Raw genomic sequence first — 22317 nt, 5'->3', positions numbered from 1 at the left:
AGACCCGCATGTGCGGAATAGCAGGCTTCGTCTCGCCCTCGCTCGACGCCGGAGCCATGCCCGAGGTCATGGCCTCGATGCTGTCGCTCATCCGCCACCGCGGGCCGGACGAGGCGGGCTACTACCTGGATGACGGCGTCGCCATGGGCACGGCCCGTCTGTCGATCGTCGACCTCCCCAACGGCGCACAGCCGATGGCGGACCCGACGGAACGCTACTGGATCTGCTTCAACGGCGAGCTGTACAACCACGTCGAACTCCGCGAGGAGCTGCGAGGACTCGGCCGCCGGTTCCGTACGCGTTCGGACACCGAGGTCGTCCTGCAGGCGTGGGCCCAGTGGGGGCTCGCCTGCCTGCCCCGCTTCAACGGCGCCTTCGCGGTCGCGATCCGGGACGTGCGGTCGGGCGAGCTCTTCCTGGCGCGTGACAGATACGGCAAACGCCCGCTCTTCTACGTCGACCGCGAGGGGAGCGACGCCCGGGGAAACCGGGGCGGGGAATTCCTCTTCGCCTCCGAGATGAAGGCGTTCCAAGCGTTCCCGGGGTTCCGATTCGAGCTCGACCCCCGCGAACTGGCCTCCACCTTCGCGGCGTGGACGCCATTGCCCGACCGGACGCCCTTCCAGCACATCCGCCAGCTCCCCATGGGCAGCTGCCTGACCGTCCGGGGCGGACGGACGGTGCTGCACGATTACGCCGAACTCGAACTCGACGTACCACCGTTCACGGGTACCGAACGCGAAGCGGCCGCATTCGTCCGCGAGACCCTCCGCGAGAGCGTCGAGATGCGGCTGAGGAGCGATGTCGAGGTCGGCGTCTACCTGAGCGGCGGCCTCGATTCCTCCATTGTGACCAAGCTGACGACGGAGCTCTCCTCGCACGAGGTCCGGACGTTCTCGGTGGAGTTCGACGAGGCGGCATTCGACGAGTCGAGCAGCCAGCAGGTCGTCGCCTCGCATCTGGGGACGCGCCACTCGTCCATCGCCGTGTCGAGCGCCGATATCGCCGCGAACTTCCCGTCCGCCGTGTATCACGCGGAAGTGCCCGCGTTCCGGGCGGCGTTCGTGCCCATGTATCTGCTCTCCCGGCACGCCCGGGACGCCGGAATCAAGGTGATCCTCAGTGGTGAGGGTGCCGACGAGGCGTTCCTCGGCTACTCGCTCTTCCGCGAGACACTCCTGCGCGCTTCATGGAACGATCTGTCGGACGACGAGCGGATGACCGGGCTCAGCAGTCTCCACCCCGAGCTGAGCCACTTCGGTCCCGCTAACCGTGCGCGGCTGAAGGGTCTGTTCGAGCAGTTCGCCGTCGAACGCCTGCCGGGGCTCTTCTCCCACGAACTCCGCTACCAGAACGGGCGGTTCGCCGCGCGCCTGCTGAAACAGCGTGACGATCCGTTCGCGGACCTTCTGGCGCTCACGGACACGACACCCGGCTATGCCGCCCTGAGCCCGGTCCGCAAGGCGCAGTGGCTCGAATACAAGACCCTTCTTCCCGGCTATCTCCTCTCGACCCAGGGGGAGCGCATGAGCCTCGCGCACGGGGTCGAGAACCGCTGCCCGTTCCTCGATCCCGCCGTCGTCCGCGCGGCGGCGTCCATCAACCTGCGATTCGACGACGGTTTCGAGGAGAAGGCCATTCTCAAGAAGGCGTTCTGGGGCGAGTTGCCGGAATCGAGCCTCACCCGGCGGAAGCAGCCGTACCGCGCGCCCGGCGCGACCGTGTTCAAGGAGCAGCGGCCCGAGTATCTGGACCTGCTGCTCTCGGACACGGAGTTGCAGAAGATCGACTGCATCGACCCCGTGTTCGCACGGAAGCTCGTCACCAAGATCATGGCCACGCCCCAGGGGGAGATCAGCACGAAGGAGGACCAGGCGTTCGTCTACCTGCTCTCGACCGCGGTCCTCAACCAGCAGTTCGTGCTCGGACAGGGACTGCCCGAGCACGCCTTCCCGGAGGACGGTTTCACGGTGAGAACGATCGTCGACCATCGCACATCCCGGCGATCGACGTCGGCGGACCAAGCCTTCCCCTCTGCAGGAGGACTCCGATGAGTACGGTCGAACCGACGCCCGCGACCGATGATGTCGCGATCATCGGACTCGCCCTGCGATTCCCCGGTGCCGACACACTGGAGGAACTCAGCGGGCATCTCATCGCGGGCCGTTCGCTCATCTCGGAGGTCCCGGCCGAGCGCTGGTCCAAGGAGACGTACTTCGGGGATCCGAAGCGCGGGGCCCAGAAGACGAACAGTGTCTGGGGCGGATTCATCGAGCACGCGGACTGCTTCGACGCCGATTTCTTCGCCATCTCGCCGCGCGAGGCGGAGAGCATGGATCCGCAGCAGCGGATGACGCTCGAACTCGCCTGGCGGGCCATCGAGAACGCGGGCTACGCGGCGAGTGAACTCGCGGGCACGGAGACCGGCGTCTTCATGGGGGTCTGCCACGCGGACTACGCGGAAATGATGGAGCGGGAAGGGGCCGCAACCGACGTCTATTTTCCCACCGGCACGGCCTACTCGATCATCGCGAACCGTGTTTCCTACCATTTCGATTTCCAGGGCCCGAGCATCACGAACGACACGGCATGTTCGAGTTCGCTCGTGTCCGTGTACGAGGCGGTCCGTGCGCTGAACAACGGCGAGTGCGGTCTCGCGCTGGCCGGCGGGGTCAACCTGATCTGGTCGCCGAAGCACTTCGTCGCCTTCAGCCAGGCGAGCATGCTGTCCCGCACCGGCCGCGCGAGCGCCTTCGACGAGAGCGCCGACGGCTATGTGCGCGGTGAAGGCGGCGCCATCCTTCTTCTGAAGCCTCTCGCACAGGCCGTGGCGGACGGTGATCCGATCCAGGCGGTCATCAAGGGGGTCGCCACGAATCACGGCGGCCGGACGAATTCCCTCACGGTCACCAATCCGACAGCGCAGGCGAATCTGATCGAGCGGCTCTACACCCGCGCCGGAATACGCCCCGAGACCGTGACGTACATCGAGGCGCACGGCCCGGGAACGCCCGTGGGCGATCCGATCGAGACCATGGCTCTGAAGCGGGCCTTCCGTAACCTGCACGCGGCACAGGGCACCGTAGCCCAGCCGTCGAGCTGCGGGATCGGCTCGGTCAAGACCAATATCGGGCATCTGGAAGGGGCCGCGGGAGTTGCCGGCATCGCCAAGGTGATCGGCTCCCTGGCGCATCGGACGCTGCCCGCGACCGTCAACTTCCAGAATCAGAACAAGCTCATCAGGCTCGACGACAGCCCCTTCCACGTCATCCGCGACACCCAGCCCTGGGCCGCACCGTCCACCGGGAAGGACGGAGAGGCCCTGCCGCGCCGTGCCGGGGTGAGTTCGTTCGGATTCGGCGGCACCAACGCGCATGTCGTGCTCGAGGAACACCTCGGCGACGACGGCACGCGGGACGAGCCCGTCCGGGGCGCACAGCTCGTGCCGCTCTCGGCGAAGACGCCGGAACGACTGCGCGCGGTCGTGGGCAACCTGCTCTCCCATCTGCGGGAACAGCCCTCGCAGGCGCTCGCCGACATCGCGTACACCCTGCGGTCCGGCCGCGAACCGATGCCCGCGCGGGTCGCGTTCGTCGTCGCCGACCGGGCCGAACTCGGCGCCGCACTCCAGGCGTTCATGGACGGCACGCTCACCGAGGGCGAGGTCCACCTGGGCGGCACGGTGGCCCTGGCCGACGAGGGAATCACCGAGCTGAAGAGGACGGGGACGCTCTGGGCCGGGGGCGGGGAGGTGGACTGGGCGGAGCGGCCCGGGGCCGGCACCGCAGCGGTACGTCCACGGCGTGTGTGCCTGCCCGGCTATCCCTTCGCCCGTGAGCGGCACTGGTTCAGGACTCCGCCGAAGGACGTCGCGGCAGCGACGGCGCCACCGGTGGCGAGCGGAAGCGCGGTGCCCCACCCGCTCGTTCACGCCGACACCTCCGATGCCTCAGGGCCCGCCCGGCGGCGCTACAGCTCGACATTCACCGGGGAGGAACCGTTCCTCGCCTCGCATGTGGTGCGCGGCACCCGTGTCCTGCCCGCGGCCGCCCATGTGGAGATGGTCCGCGCCGCGGTGGCGCGTGCGGTGGGGCGTGATGCCGAGGAGCCCGCGGTCATCCGGCTCCGCAACGTCGCCTGGCCACGCCCGCTCGTCGTGGGGGACTCACCGGTCGACGTCAGCGTGGGGCTCACCCCGCAGGACGGCGGCGCCATCGCGTTCGAGGTCTCCACCGGCACGGCCACGACCGTGGTGCACAGCTCCGGCATCGTCGAGATAGGCGCTCCCGAGCAGCCGGACCGGCTCGACCTCGGCACGCTGCTTGCGGCCTGCCCCGGGGAGCGCGGCCCGGCGGACGTGTACGCGGCGTTCCACGCGCGGGGGCTGGAGTACGGACCGGCCATGCGCGGGCTGAAGGAACTCCGGGTGGGTGCGCGGGAACTGCTCGCGCGCATCGCGGAGCCGGGCGCCGGACAGGCCGCGGACGCCGGCCGGACCGGGGACGTCCGCCGGGCCGGGGGCGCCGGTTTCGTCGTGCCGCCCAGCGTGCTGGACGCGGCGCTCCAGTCCACGCTCGTGCTCCTGGCGGAGACCTCGCGTGAGCCCTCCGACAGCCCCGCCCTGCCGTTCGCCTTCGAGGAACTCAAGGTCCACGGCCCCTGCGCGCCCGAGACATGGGCGTGGGTGCGGCGCCGTGAAGGGCACAGTGCGCTGGCCATGTTCGACATCGACCTCTGCGACGGCGAGGGCATCGTGAGCGTCAGCCTGCGCGGGCTGGTCCAGCGGACGGACCCGGCGAAGCCCGGCGGCGGAGCCGGTGCGGACACCGTCACCGCCACCGTTCAGTGGGTGCCGACGCCGCTCGGCACCCACGAGGGCGAGGCAGCCGTCCTCCCCTCCGTGCGCGGGTACCTCGGTGGGGAGGCCGCCGCGCACAGGGCCCCCGTGGCGGACGCGACCGGCTTCACCGTCTCGCCTCTTCCCGAAGTCGCCCCCGGCCGTGTCGCCGATGGCGTCGGGGCCGCGGTGGACCTGGTCTTCGGCCACATCGCGGAACTGGTGCGGTCCAAGCCCAGGGGAGCCCACCGGTTCGTCGCCCTGGTGGACGACCGCCTGCCGGGGCACTACCACGCACCGCTCACCGGCCTGTTCAGGACCGTCGTGCTGGAGAACCCGCGCATCTCGGGCCGGGTCGTACGGGTCGCGGGGCTCGACACCGCGTCGCCCGAGCGGATCGCGGAGATTCTCCGGGCGGAGGCGGCGGACGGGTCGGCCGACTGCGAGATCCGTTACGGGGCGGACGGCACACGTCTCGCGTCACGGCCCCGGGAACTCCCCCTGGGCGAGGGAGCCGAGATCCCGCCGCTGAAGGAGGGCGGGGTCTACTGGATCACGGGCGGCCTCGGCGGCCTGGGGCTGCATGTCGCGCGGTACTTCGCCCGGCGGGCCGGCGTCACCGTCGTCCTGAGCGGCCGGTCGGAACCCGCGACCGCGAGCGAGGCGGCCCTGCGAGAGCTGCGGGAGGCCGGGGCCGACGCCCACTATCTCCCCCTCGACGTGGGGTCGGCGGACGATGTGGACCGCGCGGTCCGCGCCATCACCCGGGACCACGGAACGATCGACGGCATCGTCCACGCGGCGGGCATCCTCCGTGACGCGTACATCTTCACCAAGGACGCGTCCGATCTCCGGGCGGTGCTGGAGGCGAAGGTCGCGGGCGTTCTCCACCTCGACGCCGCCTCGCGCGGCCTGCCGCTCGACTTCTTCGTCGCCTTCTCCTCGGTGGCGGGGGTGTTCGGCAACGCGGGTCAGTCGGACTACGCGGCGGCCAACGCCTTCCTGGACGCCTTCGCCCACCACCGCCGAGCGCTGGTCGACATCGGCGAACGGTCCGGGCGAACCCGCGCCGTCAGCTGGCCGCTGTGGGCCGACGGCGGGATGTCCATGGACCCCGTGACGCTGGAGTCGATGCGCCGGGACCGCGGCTGGGAGCCCCTGCCGACGGAGGACGGGCTGCGTGTCCTCGGCCGCGTACTGGGCGATGCGCCCGAACACGTCGTCGTCGCGTACGGCGCCGCCGCCACGCTCACGGCGGCCCCGCCCCCGCACGCGCCCGTCTCCCTGCCCACGGAGACCGCTCCCGCCCGCGCCCTCGCCGAGGGAGAGCTGACGGAGCGTACGACGGCACTGCTGCGCCGCATCGTGGGCGATGTGCTGCACCGCGATCCCCACACGCTGGACGAGACGGTCAACCTCGTCGAGTACGGGATCGACTCGCTCGCCATCCTTGAGACGACCGCCTCGCTCGAAGAGATCTTCGGCCCGTTGCCCAAGACGATCTTCTTCGAACACACCAATATCGAGGGCGTCGCCGGCCACTTCATCGCGGAGCACGGCGACACGCTGCGCGCCCTCGTCGCTGCCGAAGACCCGCCCCAGGAGTCCGCCGCGCCCGCCGCGGCCCGGCCGGACGAGGCGTCGGCTCCCGCGGCCCCCGCGCGGCCCGATCCCGTCGCACCCGCTCGGCCCGCTCCCGTCACCGGTACGCCCGCCGCCCCCGACCGGCGCGACACCGTGCCGGGCCCGCGCGACGACTACCACGACATCGCGATCATCGGCATCTCGGGGACGTACCCCGGAGCGGACACGCTCGACGACCTCTGGTCGGTGCTCGAAGAGGGCCGCGACGAGTTCCGCGAAGTACCGCGCGAACGCTGGGACTACGACGCGGTCTACAGCCGCGACCGCAGTGTCCTCGGCAAGAGTTCGATCCGTACCGGAACCTACCTCCGGGACATCGACATGTTCGATCCCCGCTACTTCCGCATCTCCAAGCGGGATGCCGAGAGCATGTCGCCCGAAGTCCGTCTGTTCCTTCAGACCGGTGTCGAGGCGCTGGAGGACGCGGGCTATTCGCGCGAGACGATCCACCGCATGTACGAAGGCGATGTCGGCGTACTCGCCGGTTCCATGAGCAACCACTACGGTCTGTACGGATTTCAGAACAGTCTGACGCGCGGGTCCCCGGCGAGCGGCAGTTACACGGGGACACTGCCCAACATGCTCTCGTACTTCTACGGGCTCACCGGTCCCTCGATCTTCGTGGACACGATGTGCTCGGGGTCCTCGACCTGTGTCCACCAGGCCGTGCAGATGCTCCGTGCGCGCGAGTGCAGGATGGTCGTCGCGGGCGGAGTGAACCTGCTGCTGCACCCGTACAACCTCATCACCTCGTCGCAGGAGCACTTCACGACGGCGACCTCCGACGTGATCCGGAGCTTCGGCCTGGGCGCGGACGGGACGATCCTGGGGGAGGGCATCGGAGCCCTCGTCCTCAAACCGCTCGTCGAGGCCGAGCGCGACGGCGACCATGTGTACGCGGTCATCAAGGGAACCGCTCTCGCCAACGCGGGCGTACGCAACGGTTTCACCGTCCCCAGCCCTCGGATGCAGGCACGCGCGATCGAGAAGGCGATCGACGACGCGGGAGTCGATCCACGGACCATCAGCTATGTGGAGGCCCACGGTTCAGGGACATCACTGGGCGACCCGATCGAGGTCAAGGCGCTGAGCACCGCCTTCGGGAAATACACGGACGAGAAGCAGTTCTGTGCGATCGGCTCGGTCAAGTCGAACATGGGACACCTTCTCCACGCCGCCGGGATGATCGGTATCGCGAAGGTCATCCTTCAGTTCCAGAAGGGGAAACTCGCACCCTCGCTGCACAGCTCGGTGACCAACCCGGACATCGACTTCTCCCGTACGCCGTTCCGTGTGCAGCGCCGGCTCGCCACCTGGGAGCCGGCGGTGACGACCGTCGACGGCCGGCGGATCACCCATCCGCGGCGCGCGGGGATCACATCGATCGGTGCGGGCGGCATGAACTCCCACATCATTCTTGAGGAGTATCCGCAGACGTCCGGCGACCCGCACGGCGCGGTGCACGGGCACGAGGAGCTGTTCGTCTTCTCCGCGATGAACGACTCCGCACTCGCGGCGTATCTCGCCCGTTTCCGGGCCTATCTGGCCGCCGGTACGGAGACGGACCCGGCGGCGATCGCCTTCACCCTCCGCGTCGGCAAGAACGAACTCCCGCACCGCTGGGCATTCCTCGCGAAGACCACCGGCGAGGCCGTCGCCGCCGTCGACCGCTATCTCGCGGGAGACCGGGACCTCGGTGCCGCGCTCGCGGGCGGCGGCCCGGTGACCGAGGGCCTGCGGAGCCTGGCGACCACCTGGGTGGGCGGGAAGAGCGTCGACTGGCGCCGGGCCGACGAGGGCGCACGCACGCCCCGGCGGGTCTCCCTCCCCTCCTATCCCTTCGAGCGCGTGCGCTGCTGGGTCGCCCAGGAGGAGGGCGCGCCGTCCGTGATCGCGCCGCTCGCCCTCCGCGACAAGCTCCACCCGTTCCTCGGCAGGAACGAGTCGGACGTCAGCGGGCTGCGCTACGCGCTCGACGTGCACCTGGACGATCTCCTCGACTACGGCTGCACCACGGGAGAGCGGCAGGACAAGCGACGCGGCATCGTCCCCACGTTCGCCGTCGACCTGGCGATCGCCGCCACGAAGGTCTCCGGGTTCGCCGACGGGGCCCTCGTGCGCCGGCTGCGCCTCCTGGGCCCGGTCCCCTGGGCGACGGCCGCGCGTCTGGTGACGTCCGTCGACGCCGTCGACGGGAAGACGGCCTCCGCGGCCGTGTTCGCGCAGGACGCGTCGGGGGCACGGACACCCGTGGCGGCGTTCGACGTGCGGGTGGGTGACGACGACCGTATGTCCTCGCCCGGTCGTCCCCGTACGGAACCCTTCACGGGAATCCCTGTCGGGGCGCTCACCTCCGGCCCGGCGGACCCGCTCTCCCGGACCGAATTCCTCGCGGAACTCGCCGAGGGCGGCCTCGGATACACACCGGAGCTCAACGGCACCGAGAGCGCGCACCGCATGCGGGACGGGCGACTGGTGCTCAAGATCACCGCACCCGAACTCCAACGGGACCATGTGAAGCCGAACGTCACCCTCGCTCCGCACGTCCTCGCGGCCGTCGCACAGGGCCTCCAGTACGAAGCGAAGCGGACGGGCTCACCCCACTGGGCACGGACGGCGCCGCACCGGATCGACGAGATCCGGCTCTTCGCCGGTGCGAGCGGCACCGGTGAACCGGTGGCGTACGCCGTCTTCGACGTCACCGCCGACGGCGAAGGCATCGGCGGGTCCGTCGGACTGCTGGACCGGCACGGCGAGGTGCTCGCCGTCCTCTCGGACATGTGGTGCGGCGATGACGAAGCACCGCGAAAGGACTCCGGCGTGAGCGCACGAGCAGTGGACCGGGCCGAAGGCGCGGACGAGGAGAGGCCGGGGGAGGGCAGCGACGGCATCGTCTCCTTCGCGGTGGACGAACTCCGTGAAATGGCGGGCGGCATCCTCAAGTTCGAGGTCGGTGAACTCGATCCCCGCACCGGCTTCGACGCCTTCGGCTTCGACTCGATCTCGCTGATCACCCTGTCCAGGCAGGTGGGCGAGCGGTTCGGCATCGACCTGACCCCCGCGGTCTTCTTCGACCGGAACACGTTCGACTCACTGGGCCGCCACCTCGTCACGGAGTACGCGAGCCCTCTGCGCACGGCGTACGAGCGATCACTCCCGGCGGATCGTGCCCAGGAGCCGGTTCCCCGCGGCACGGAGCGTACGGAGGAGCTGATTCCGAGTCCTGCGGACCGGACCGAGGAGCGTGTTCCGAGTCCCGTGGACCGTGCCGAGGCGCCTGTTCCGAGTCCCGCGGGCCGGTCCCGCGGGGAGACGGCCGAGGTTCCCGACGCGGTGTCGGCCACCACGCGCCCGGTGTCCGAGGACGCACTCATGCCGATCGCCGTCATCGGGGCCGCCGGCCGATTCCCCGGTGCACCCGATCTGGACGCGTACTGGGCGAATCTGGCGGCGGGGACCGACAACGTCACGGCGTTCCCCCTGCACCGCTACGACGCGGCCTACGCGCGCATCGTGGAGGAGTCCGAGTTTCCGCGCCACGCGGGCGTCCTGGACGAGGTGGACGCCTTCGACGCCGCCTTCTTCCGCATCCTGCCGCGCGAGGCCGAGCTGATGGACCCGCAGCACCGGCTGGCGCTCCAGACGGCCTGGAACGCGCTGGAACACAGTGGGTACACCCCCTCCGGCCTCCCGGCGAACACCGGGCTGTACTTCGGTGTCTCGGGGACCGACTACGCGACCCTGCTCGCGGCCCACGGCACCCCGCCGGACGCGTTCACCTCCACGGGCAACGCCCACTCCATGCTCGCCAACCGCATCTCCTACGTACTGGACATCCACGGTCCGAGCGAGCCGGTAGACACGGCCTGCTCCAGCTCGCTCGTCGCGGTCCACCGGGCCGTCGAAGCCATCCGCTCCGGGGCCTGCGACGCCGCGATAGCGGGCGGGGTGAACCTCCTCCTCAGCGTCGACACGTTCGTCAGCGCGGACCGGGCCGGCATGCTGAGCCCGGACGGCCGGTGCAAGACCTTCGCGAGCGACGCCAACGGATACGTACGGGGCGAGGGCGTCGGAGCCGTCGTGCTGAAGCCCCTCGCGGCGGCCGAGCGCGACGGGGACGCCATCCTCGGAGTGATCGTCGGGAGCGCGGAGAACCACGGCGGGCGCGCGAACTCCCTGACCGCGCCCAACGGTTCCGCGCAGTCGGACCTCGTGGTCCGGGCGATGGGAGACATCGACCCCCGCACCATCGGCTATGTGGAGGCCCACGGCACCGGCACGGCCCTGGGCGACCCCGTCGAGGTGCGCGCGCTCCAGAGCGCCTTCCGGAAGCTGGGCGGCGACGGCGTCGGCACCTGCGGGATCGGCTCGGTGAAGACGAACATCGGGCATCTGGAAGCCGCCGCCGGTATCGCCGGGCTCCTCAAGGTGCTGCTCGCGATGGAGCACAACACCCTGCCGCCGACCCGCAACTGCGACGAGATCAACCCCTACATCCAGCTCGACGGCAGCCCGTTCCGCATCGTGCGCTCCAGTGAACCCTGGGAGCGCCCGCGCGGGGGCGACGGTGCGCCCGCTCCCCGGCGGGCGGGAGTCAGCAGCTTCGGCTTCGGCGGCGCGAACTGCCATGTCGTCGTCGAGGAATACGCCGGGCGGACACCGGCGGACAGGGCTGCGGCAAAGGACACCGACGGTGCCGGGAGGCCCGTCGCCGTTCCCCTCTCGGCGCGTACGGAACAGCAGCTCCGCGAGCGGGCGAAGGACCTCCTGGCCCATCTGGAGAACACCGCCCGCCCCGCCCCCCTCCGTTCGATCGCGTGGACGCTCCAGGCCGGGCGCGAAGCCATGGACGTACGGGCGGGCTGGGTCGTCACCTCGCACCGGGAACTCGCCGGAAAGCTGCGTGCGTTCCTCGACCACGCGACACCCGGGCCGCAGGGCGGCACCGGGCCGGATCCGGACGGCCTCGCCGAGGTGATCGCCCGCTGGAGCGGAGGGGCCGAGGTCGACTGGCGCCGGCTGTACGGGGCCGCCCTGCCCGGGCGCACGCATCTGCCCACGTACCCGTTCGCCCACGACAGGTACTGGATCCCCGGAAGCGGCCCGAGGGAGAACAGCGCCGTGGAACCCGCCCGCCCGGTCGGCACGACGCTGCTCGTACCCCGCTGGACGCCGAAACCCATGGCGTCGGGCGGCTCCGGTGAAGCCCCGTACACGCGTCATGCCGTCATCCTCTGCGGAGCGACGGCGTCCGCACGGGACAGCGTCGAACGCCGGCTGCCCGGTGTGCGCTGCCACACCGTCACGACCGCCAAGCAGCGCCCGGAGAGCCGCTTCACCGATATCTCACGGCAGGTCTTCGAGATCCTCCGCGCTCTCGCCGGGGAAGCGCACGAGGGCGCCACGCTCGTGCAGCTGGTGACACCCACGGACGGGGAGGAAGCGTCCGGGCTCGCCCTCGCGGGACTCCTGCGGACGGCCACCCTGGAGAACCCGCAGATCGCCGGGCAGGTCATCGGACTCGACGGCGAGCGCGACGCGGACGGCATCGCGGCGATCGTCCGGGACGACGCACGCCACGCGGACGACGCGATCGTGGTGCACCGGGGCGCGGAGCGCCGGGTGCGGACCTGGGCACCGATGCCGTCCGCCGGCACGGGCACGCCCTGGCGCTCGGGAGGCGTGTATCTGATCACCGGAGGCGCCGGCGGCATCGGTGCCGTCGTCGCCCGCCGGATCGCCACCGACGTCGCACGCCCGACGCTCGTCCTCGTCGGCAGGTCGGCGCCGGACGCACGGATCGGCCACCTGCTCGCCGAACTGCGGGAAGCCGGAGCGGTCGCCCGGTACGCCCTCGCCGACGTCTCCCGCTGGGAGGAGGTACGCCACCTCGTCGCGCAGGTCGGCGAGGAGAGCGGCGCGATCCACGGAATCATCCACGCCGCGGGCGTCATCCACGACGCGACCCTCACGAACAAGACCGCGCAGGACTGGGACAAGGTCCTCGCCCCGAAGGTCGACGGCCTGGTGCACCTGGACCGGGCCACGGCGGGCATGCCGCTGGAATCCTTCCTCGTCTTCTCGTCCGGAGCGGCCGTCACCGGAAATCCCGGTCAGTCCGACTACGCCACCGCCAACGCCTATCTCGGCACGTACGCCGCCCGGCGCAACACCCGCGTCGCGGCGGGCGAACGGTCGGGCCGCACGGTCTCGATCGCCTGGCCGCTCTGGAAGGACGGCGGAATGACGGTGGACGCCGCGACCGCCGCGTACCTCCGGCGCGACCGCGGCCTGGTCCCCATGGAGTCGGAGCGGGGGATCGAGGCACTCCTGGGCGCCTGGCGGCTCGGTGAGGCAGGCGAGGACCAGATATGGGTGCACCACGGCGAGACGGCGAAGGCCGTCCCCGGCTCCGTACCCGCTGCCGCAACCGCTTCCGTACGCACTCCTGTTGCCGCTTCCGCGCCCGTGCCGAGGACGGCGGGCGGGCATCCCGACCGGGAGACACTCCGGTCCGTCGTGGAAGTGTTCGCGCGGGTGACGAAGCTCCCCCTGCCCGAAGTCGACGCCGACCGGCCGCTCGACGACCTGGCCCTCGACTCCGTCATGGTCGTGCAGCTCAACAGGGAGCTGTCCTCGGTGTACGGCGAGGTCCCGACGACGCTCTTCTACGAGTTCCCCACGCTGCGCGCCGTCGCCGGGCGACTCGCCGCGCAGCACGGCCCGGCCGCTCCCGGCAGACGCACGGACGCGGCCCCGGCCGCCGTCTCCGGGCCGTCGCGCCCGCCCACCCCCGGTACGGCCGAGCCCTCCGGCCCGCCCGCCCCGGACGAGGCCATCGCGATCATCGGCATGAGCGGCCGCTATCCGCAGGCCGAGAACACCGACGAGTTCTGGGAGAACCTCAAGGCGGGACGCGACTTCATCACGGAGATCCCGCCCGGCCGATGGCCCCTGGACGGCTTCTACGAACCGGACCGGGCCACAGCCGTCGCCACCGGGCGCAGCTACAGCAAGTGGGGCGGATTCCTGGCGGACTTCGACGCGTTCGACCCGCGGTTCTTCCGGATCGCACCGCGCGACGCCTACGCCATGGACCCGCAGGAACGCCTCTTCCTCCAGGCCTCGTGGGAGGTGATCGAGGACGCGGGCTACACCCGTGAGGAGCTGGCCCGTCGCCATCGACGGCGGGTCGGCGTCTTCGCCGGCGTGACCAAGTCCGGCCACGCGCGGCACGGTGAGGCGCGCCTGCCGTCGGGCGAGAGCGTCGTGCCCGCGCTCTCCTTCGCCTCGCTCAGCGCACGGACCTCGTACGTCCTGGACCTGCACGGACCGAGCCTGACGATCGACACGATGTGCTCGTCCTCCCTCACCGCGATCCACGAGGCATGCGAGCACCTGCGCCAGGGCTCCTGCGAGGTGGCCATCGCCGGTGGGGTGAACCTCTATCTGCATCCCTCCGACTACATCGAGCTCTGCCGTTCCACCATGCTGTCCTCGCAGGCACACATCCGGAGCTTCGGCAGCGGCGGTGACGGGTTCGTACCCGGCGAGGGCGTGGGTGCTGTGCTGCTGAAGCCGCTCGGCCGCGCCCTGGCGGACGGTGACCGCATCCTCGCCGTGGTCCGCGGGACGAGCATCAATCACGGCGGGCGGTCCAACGGCTACACGGTGCCGAGCCCGACCGCCCAGGCGGAACTGATCAGCGACGCGCTGGCCAGGTCCGGGGTCCCGGCGCGGGACGTGAGCTATGTCGAGGCGCACGGCACCGGTACGGAGCTGGGTGATCCGATCGAGGTCAAGGGACTCTCCCTCGCCTTCCGACAGACCACGGACGAGCGGCAGTTCTGCGCGATCGGCTCCGTGAAGTCGGCGATCGGGCATCTGGAGGCCGCCGCGGGCATCGCGGGCATCACGAAGGCCGTACTCCAGCTCCGGCACCGCACGCTCGTACCGTCCCTGCACGCCGAGGAGCTGAACCCTGGCATCAAGTTCGAGGAGACGCCGTTCTTCGTCCAGCGGACCCTGGCACCGTGGGAGTCCGAACGGCCGCGGATCGCGGCGGTCTCCTCCTTCGGGGCGGGCGGGTCGAACGCCCATGTGATCCTGGAGGAGTACGTGGGGCAGGACGCACAGGAGGACCGGGCCGCCTCCGACGAGGGCGAGCACATCGTCGTCCTCTCGGCGCGGACGCCGGAGCGGCTCCGGCACTCCGCCGCGCGGCTGGTGGCGTTCCTCGAACGAGGCGAAGCGGAGCGCGAACCGGTCGGCCTGGCGGATCTCGCCTTCACGCTGCAGGTCGGACGGGAGGCGATGAAGGAGCGTCTGGCGGTGACGGCGTCCTCACTGCCCGAGCTCCGGCGTGTACTGCGGGCGTACACGGAGACCGGGGACGAGGCGCTGACGCCGGGCCTCCACCGGGGCAGCGCCGGACAGGCATCGGGCGCCGTCGCCGAGATCTCGGCCGACGAGGACCTCCGGGAGCTCCTGGTCGAACGGTGGGCCCGCGCGGGGAAGCTCGACAAACTGGCCGCGCTCTGGGCCGACGGCGTGGCGCTGGACTGGCCGATGCTGCACGGGGAGACGCCGCCCCGCCGGATCTCCCTGCCGACCTACCCCTTCGCGAGGGACCGGTTCTGGATCGGCGACCTGGAGCCCGTCCGGGCCGCGGTCCCCGGCGGCACGCCGGCCGCCCCCGCGCGGCAGTTCGCCGAGGCCGTATCCCTCGCACCCGAGGCCGTATCCCTCGCACCCGAGGCCGTATCCCTCTCCGCACCCGAGACCGCGCCCCGCGCCGTACCCGCCCTCGCCCCCGACGCCACGCCCGGCATCACCCGCGACGAAGGGGTCGCACGCACCGTGCGGGCCAAGATCGCGGAAGTGCTGGTCATGTCGCCGGACGAACTCGACGGCGGGCTCGCGTTCGCCGACTACGGACTCGACTCCATCCTCGCCGTCCGTCTCGTCCATCTGCTCAACGAGACGTTCGGGCTCGACCTCTCGACCGGCATCGTCTTCGACCACAGCTCCGCCGATCGCCTCGTCGCGCATCTGCTCGCGGAGTACGGAGACATCGGCGCCCCGGCAACACCGCGGGCCGACACCGTCGAAGTACGTCCGCGGACCGCCTCCGGCCCCGTTCCCGCCGGACGGCCCGCCGGCCGCGCGCCGATCGCCATCGTCGGGATGAGCGGCCGGTTCGCCGGGGCCGACAACCTCGACGACCTCTGGACCCATCTCGTGAACGGCGACGACCTCGTCACCGAGGCGACCCGCTGGAAGCTCGCGGACACCGGGGCCGACGGTTCGCCGCTCTGCACACAGGGCGGATTCCTGCACGGGATCGATCGGTTCGACCCGTCGTTCTTCGGCATCTCGGGCGTCGAGGCCGCCGCCATGGATCCCCAGCAGCGCCTGCTGCTGGAGGAGGCGTGGACGGCGCTGGAGGACGCGGGGTACGCCGGGCGGCACCTGGGGGAGACCCGCTGCGGTGTGTACGTGGGCTGCTGGAACGGTGACTACCAGGAGATCGTGGGGGAGGACGCGCCGGCCCAGGCGTTCTGGGGGAGCATGGCATCCGTCATCCCGGCCCGCATCTCCTACGTCCTCAACCTGAAGGGACCCGCGCTGGCGGTCGACACCTCGTGCTCCAGCTCGCTCGTCGCGATCGACCTGGCGTGCCGGGGGCTCTGGTCGGGCGAGACCACCATGGCACTGGCGGGCGGGGTCTTCGTCCAGTCGACACCGCGGCTCTACGAGCTGGCCGGACGTGCCGGAATGCTCTCGGCGACCGGACACTGCCACACCTTCGACCACCGTGCCGACGGGTTCGTACCGGGCGAGGGCGTCGGTGTCCTCGTACTGAAGCGGCTCGACGAGGCCCTGGCCGACGGCGACCACATCCATGGCGTGATCCGCGCCACGGGGAGCAACCACGACGGAGCGACCAACGGCATCATGGCGCCCAGCTCCGTCTCGCAGGAGCGGCTGCTCCGCGAGACGTACGAGACCTTCGGCGTCGACGTCGAGTCGATCCGGCTCGTGGAGGCCCACGGCACCGGCACCCCGCTCGGCGATCCCATCGAATTCTCCGCCCTCAGCCGCGCGTTCCGGGCCGGCACGGAGAAAACCGCCTACTGCGCGCTGGGTTCGGTCAAGACGAACCTCGGTCACACCCAGTTCGCCGCGGGCGTCGCGGGGGTGCTGAAGATCCTCCTCGCGATGAGGCACGAACAGATCCCCGCCTCACTGCACTTCGAGAAGCCGAACCCCGCCATCAGCCTTGAGGACAGTCCCTTCTATCTGAGTACACGCAACCACCGCTGGGAGAGCCCGTCCGACGGCGGACCGCGTCGCGGGGCCGTCAGCTCCTTCGGCGCGAGCGGCACCAACGCGCACCTCGTCATCGAGGAAGCGCCGTCCGCCGCCCGTGACCGTGCCCGCGGCCGAGCGCCGCGCCCCGCGTATCTCGTCGTCCTCTCGGCACACTCACGCGAGCAACTGGCCCGGCAGATGACGCGGCTGGCGGCGCACTGCCGCCGCGAGGACGCCCCGGACCTGGGCGACCTCGCCTACACGCTCGCCGTGGGAAGGGACTGGTTCGCCCACCGGTTCGCCTGCGTGGTGGCGGACCGCGCCGAGCTGATCCGGACACTGGACGAAGGTCCCGACGGATCACGGGCGTTCACCGGCCACGCGGTGCCGGCCCGCAAGGGCGGCGCAGGCACCGGGAGCAGCCATGGCGACGCGTGCCTCCTGCGCTGCTCGGACCCGGCCGGGGCCGGCGCGGACGCCGAGGCGTACCGCGCGGACCTCACCGCTCTCGCCGGATACTTCACCCAGGGCGTCGCCCTCGACTACGGGGCGGCGTTCGCCGCGGGAGCCCATCTGCGGGTTCCCCTGCCGACCTACCCGTTCGCCGCGGAAAGCTACTGGGCCGGTCCGCCGCCCCTGTCCCCGCCGTCCGTAGTGAACCGCGCCGCGGTGCGACGCCCGCTGACGGACCATCCGCTGATCCAGGAGTTCTCGCCGGTGGCGGGCAGCCCCGGCACCCTGCGCGCGTCCACCGAGTTCAAGGGCGACGAGTCCGTCCTCCGCGATCACACGGTGCGCGGGCAGCGCGTCCTCCCGGGCGTCGCCCATCTCGAAATGGCACGGGAGACCGCGGCCCGGCTGTGGGGCACCGACGCGTCGGCGCCGCTGCGCATGCGTGACATCACCTGGGTACGGCCGGTCACCCACGACGGAACACCCCTGAGCCTCGACGTCCTGGTGAAACCCGCGAAGGACGACGAGTTCACCTTCGAGATCGCCTCGAACACCGGTGGAGCCGCCCGGCCCGTCGTGTACTCCACCGGGCGGATGGCGCCCTCCGACACGGCCCGTCCCGAGCCCCTCGACCTCGCCTCGCTCCGCGCGAACTGTGCGACGACCGTGTCCGCCGCACGCATCCACGACGCGCTCGCGTCGATGGGCATCGTCCATGGGCCGTCGCTCCGCGCCATCCGTGAGGCACACGTCGGTACCGGCACCGTCGTGGCCGAACTCGACCTGCCGGCCGACGCCGACGCGGCCGACACGGCGTACGTCCTGTACCCGTCGCTGCTGGACTCGGCCATCCAGGCATCGATCGCGCTGCACCTCACCGACGGCGCGACCGCCCTGGAGACGGTGGTGCCGTTCGCGCTCGACCGTTTCGAACTCCTCGCCCCGTGCCCGCCCTCGATGTGGGCGGTCGTCCGTGCCGCGGACGCGACGGGGAAGCCGACCACGCTGAGCCGGCTCGACGTGGATCTCGTCGACGGCGACGGCGAGGTCTGCGTCCGGATGACCGGCTACACCTCCCGCCGGGTGAAGGAACCGGCACCCGCGCTGTTCGCACCGGTCTGGGAACCCGTATCCGCGCGCACGACGGACGACCGCCCCCTGCCGGCCCCGGACCATGTGCTCGTCGTGGGGGGAAGCACCGACCAGCGGTCCGAGCTCACCCGTCAGTACCCGCGTGCCACGGTGTGGGACCTTCCGCCGAGCGCGTCGACGGACGAGGTCGCGTCCCGGCTCCGGGCCGCGGCCCCGGTCGGGCATCTCGTCTGGATCGCGCCCGACACCGAACCGGACGGGCGGCCGGCGCTCCTGCCGACCGACACCGCAGGCTTCACCGCCGCCCAGGAGGACGGCGTCATCGCGGCCTTCCGCATGATCAAGGCCCTCGTCCGCACAGGTCACGACGCCCGCCCGCTCGTCGTGACCCTGGTGACGCGGCGCGCCCTGGCCACGTACGACACCGAGTCGACAGCACCCGCCCACGCCGGGCTGCACGGCCTCTTCGGCTCGCTCGGGCGGGAGTACGCGCACTGGTCGGTCCGCCGGACGGACCTCGACACCCCCGACCTGCCCGAGGACCTGCTGACGCTCCCCGAACGGGCGGACAGCGACACCCTGGTGCGCCGCACGGGCCAGTGGCTGGTCCGGCGCTGGGTGCCGAACGAGGCCGGGAACGCCGAAAAGGAGGGGTACCGCGAAGGCGGCGTCTACGTCGTGATCGGCGGAGCGGGCGGACTCGGCACCGTATGGACCCAGCACGTCGTCCAGCGCTACGGCGCCCATGTGATCTGGATCGGTCGCCGCCCGCAGGACGCGTCGATCGACGCGAAGCTCGGCAACGGCAACGGCAACGGTCGGGGCAGTGTGCGCTACCTGTCGGCCGACGCCGCCGACCCCGCGTCGCTGCGCCGGGCCTACGAGGAGATCAAGCGGCATCATCCGCGGATCCATGGCGTCATCCAGGCGGCACTCGTCCTGCGGGACCAGAGTCTGGCCAGGATGGACGAGGCGACGCTGCGCGCGAGCCTCACGGCGAAGATCGACGCCAGCGTGGCCATGGCCGAGGTGTTCGCGGACGAGAGTCTGGACTTCGTCCTCTTCTTCTCGTCCGTCCAATCGTTCACGACCGCCGCGGGCCAGGGCAACTACGCGGCCGGATGCACCTTCAGCGACGCCTACGCCCACTTCCTCGCCCGGCACTGGGAGTGCCCGGTGAAGGTGATGAACTGGGGGTGGTGGGGGAGCATCGGCAGCGCCTCGTCCGAACTCCACCGCGAACACATGGCACGCTGGGGCCTGGTCTCGATCGAACCGCCGGAGGCGATGGAGGCGCTCGGCACGCTTCTCGGCGGACCGCAGCGTCAGGTGAGCTTCATCAAGCTGAGCAAGCCCGACGCCATCGAGGGGATCGACCCGGCGACCCGGCTCACGGTCCACGCGAGGGCACGGTCCCACGTCACGCCCGCCGCCGTCGTGGCGGCCCCCACGGCACCGTCCGAGTGGGAGACCCTGCGCGCGATCGCCGCATGGCGCAGGAACGAACGCGATCCGCTCCTCGGGCGCATGGTCCGCGGACATCTCGAAGCGCTCGGCGGACTGCACGGCTCCGGCACCCCGTCGTCCCCCGACGACATCGCCCGGCTCCGCCGGCGTGCCGGAATCCTGGACCGCTACGACACCTGGCTCGACCACGCGCTCCGCATCGTCCCGCAGTCGGCCCCGTCGCTGGAGGTCCTCGACCGCGAATGGGACCAGCGCCGCGCGGAGTGGTCCGCGGATCCCGACAAGGCGGCCGAACTCGCCCTGCTCGACGCCGCGCTCCGGGCGCTGCCCGACATCCTCACCGGCAGGACCCGGCCGACCGACATCCTGTTCCCGCGTGGCTCCGTCACGCTCGTCGAAGGCACGTACCGCAACAACCGCGTGGCCGACATGTACAACCGCGCCATGAGCGATGCCGCGGCCTCCGTCGTCGCGGAGCGGCTGCGCCTGGATCCGGGCGCTCGCCTTCGCATCCTGGAGATCGGCGCCGGCACGGGCGGCACCAGCGTGGGGATGTTCGCCGCGCTGCGCCCCTTCCAGCAGCACATCGAGACATACGTGTACACCGATCTCTCGAAGGCGTTCCTCAACCACGCCCGGACCGAGTACGGACCGGAGGTTCCGTATCTCGCCTACGCCCGTTTCGACGCCGAACAGCCGCTGGCGGGGCAGGGCGTCGAAGGCGGGAGCTACGACTTGGTCATCGCCGCCAATGTTCTGCACGCGACGCGCGACACGCGGAACACGATCCGCAACGCGAAGGCGGCCCTGCGCGACGGGGGCTGGCTCCTGATGAACGAACTCGCGGCGTTCGACGTCTCCAGCCACCTCACGTTCGGACTGCTGGAGGGCTGGTGGCTCTTCGAGGACGACTCGCTGCGCGTGCCGGGTTCGCCCGCGCTGTCGCCGGAGAACTGGCGGGAGGTGCTGGCGAGCGAGGGCTTCCCGTCGGTCGTCTCCGTGCTGCCCCAGGCACGTGAGCTCGGGCAGCAGATCATCGCCGCCGAGAGCGACGGGATCGCACGGCAGGCGGCGGCCCCGCCGGCGCGGCGGGAGTCCGCGACCCGGCGGACACCCCCGAAGTCCCCGGCCGGGACCACCGCACCCCCGCAACCCGCCTTCACCCCGGTGGCGGCCGCGGCCCCTGTCCCGGCTCCTGTCCTGGCTCCGGCTCCGGTCCCTGTATCGGTCCCGGCCCCGGCAGCACCCCTGACCGGCGTCCCGACCGGAACGGCATCGGCTCCCGACGAGGCCGGCCGCGCCGACACGATGGCCGGCTACCTCCGTGACCGGGCCGCACAGACCCTCGGCATTCCGGCGGACAAGATCGTTCTCTCGGCGCCGCTCAGCGACTACGGGATGGACTCCATCCTTGTCCTCCAGCTGACGAACGCGCTGCGCGAGGATCTCGGTGAGGTGTCGTCCACCCTGCTCTTCGACGCCGAGTCCGTCGAGGAGCTGGCCGCCCACTTCCTGGAGACCGGCGGCTCCCACGTGGACGCCCTCATGGCGCGCCTGAGCCCCGCGGCAGCGGAGGAACCCGCCTCCGACTCCGCGTCCCGGCCGCCCCACGCGTCCTCGCAGCAGACACCGCCGCCCTCACCGGATGCGGCGCACCCCATTGCCGCGCTCTTCCGCGCGGCGCTGCGGACCGGCACCCCGCAACAGGCCGGTGACCTGCTGTCGATCGCCGCCCGGCTGCGGCCGGCCTTCGCGACGGGCGAGGGGGCCGAGCCGGAAACCCTGCGGCTCTCGGACGGTGAACAGGAACCGGCACTGGTCTGCCTGTCCTCGCTCATCGCACCCACAGGGGCGTACCAGTACGTGAAGTTCGCCGCCGCACTGCGCAACCGCCGACAGGTCTGGACGGCCGCCGCGCCCGGATACGCCCCGGGGGAGCCGCTGCCGGTGAACCTGGAAGCGGCCGCGGACCGACTGGCCAAGACGCTGCTGCGACGGTTCGAGGACCGGCCGTTCGCGCTCGCGGGCTATTCCTCCGGAGGATGGCTGGCCCACGAGCTCGTACGACGGCTGGAGGCGGCCGGCGTTCCGCCCGTCGCACTGGTGCTGCTCGACACCCCCCGGTCGACCGGGGCGGCCATGGTCCGGGGAATGTCCGTGATCACGCGAAGGCTGCTCGACCGGTTCCCGCAACTGCCCGTCGCCGACGAACAGCTCACGGCGATGGCGTGGTACGCGGATCTGCTCGACGGCTGGACCCCGCGGCCCGTGACCACCCCGACCCTGCTCGTCGGGGCGGCGGAGGACAGGGCCCTGCCCGAACTGCTCGGCGACGACGCGCGCGCCGGCTGGACCCTGGAGCACGTCCGGACGGAGGTGGCGGGCGACCACTTCTCCATGCTTGAGGAACACGCCGAATCCACCGCACTCGCCGTCCACCGATGGCTGTCCGAACACGGCGACTTCCAGAAGGGGTTCTGACCTCGTCGGATGCGCACGGCCGCTGCCCC

2 protein-coding genes are annotated in these 22317 nt (G+C 71.2%); both read left to right on the top strand.

Annotation, left to right across the window (positions count from 1 at the left end; genetic code table 11):
- Window positions 1-8: 8 nt before the first annotated feature.
- Window positions 9-2054 carry an asparagine synthase (glutamine-hydrolyzing) gene (gene asnB, locus OG251_RS40305; protein ID WP_326682229.1) on the top strand — a complete coding sequence of 682 codons (2046 nt, stop codon included), beginning with the start codon at window positions 9-11 and terminating at the stop codon, window positions 2052-2054.
- The gene (locus OG251_RS40300; RefSeq protein WP_326682228.1) at window positions 2051-22288 is read left to right on the top strand and encodes an SDR family NAD(P)-dependent oxidoreductase; all 20238 of its coding nucleotides are present in this window, start codon (window positions 2051-2053) and stop codon (window positions 22286-22288) included. The genes asnB and OG251_RS40300 overlap by 4 nt, the downstream gene beginning before the upstream one ends.
- Window positions 22289-22317 lie beyond the last annotated feature (29 nt).

Source organism: Streptomyces sp. NBC_01237 (assembly GCF_035917275.1).
Classification (GTDB): domain Bacteria; phylum Actinomycetota; class Actinomycetes; order Streptomycetales; family Streptomycetaceae; genus Streptomyces.
Note: the sequence above shows the minus strand (reverse complement) of the source record. Positions and strands in the feature narration are given on the sequence as shown.

Excerpts from the sequence above, each read along its gene's own strand:
- asnB (WP_326682229.1), top strand. The coding sequence starts at position 9 with ATGTGCGGAATAGCAGGCTTCGTCTCGCCCTCGCTCGACGCCGGAGCC.
- OG251_RS40300 (WP_326682228.1), top strand. The coding sequence starts at position 2,051 with ATGAGTACGGTCGAACCGACGCCCGCGACCGATGATGTCGCGATCATC.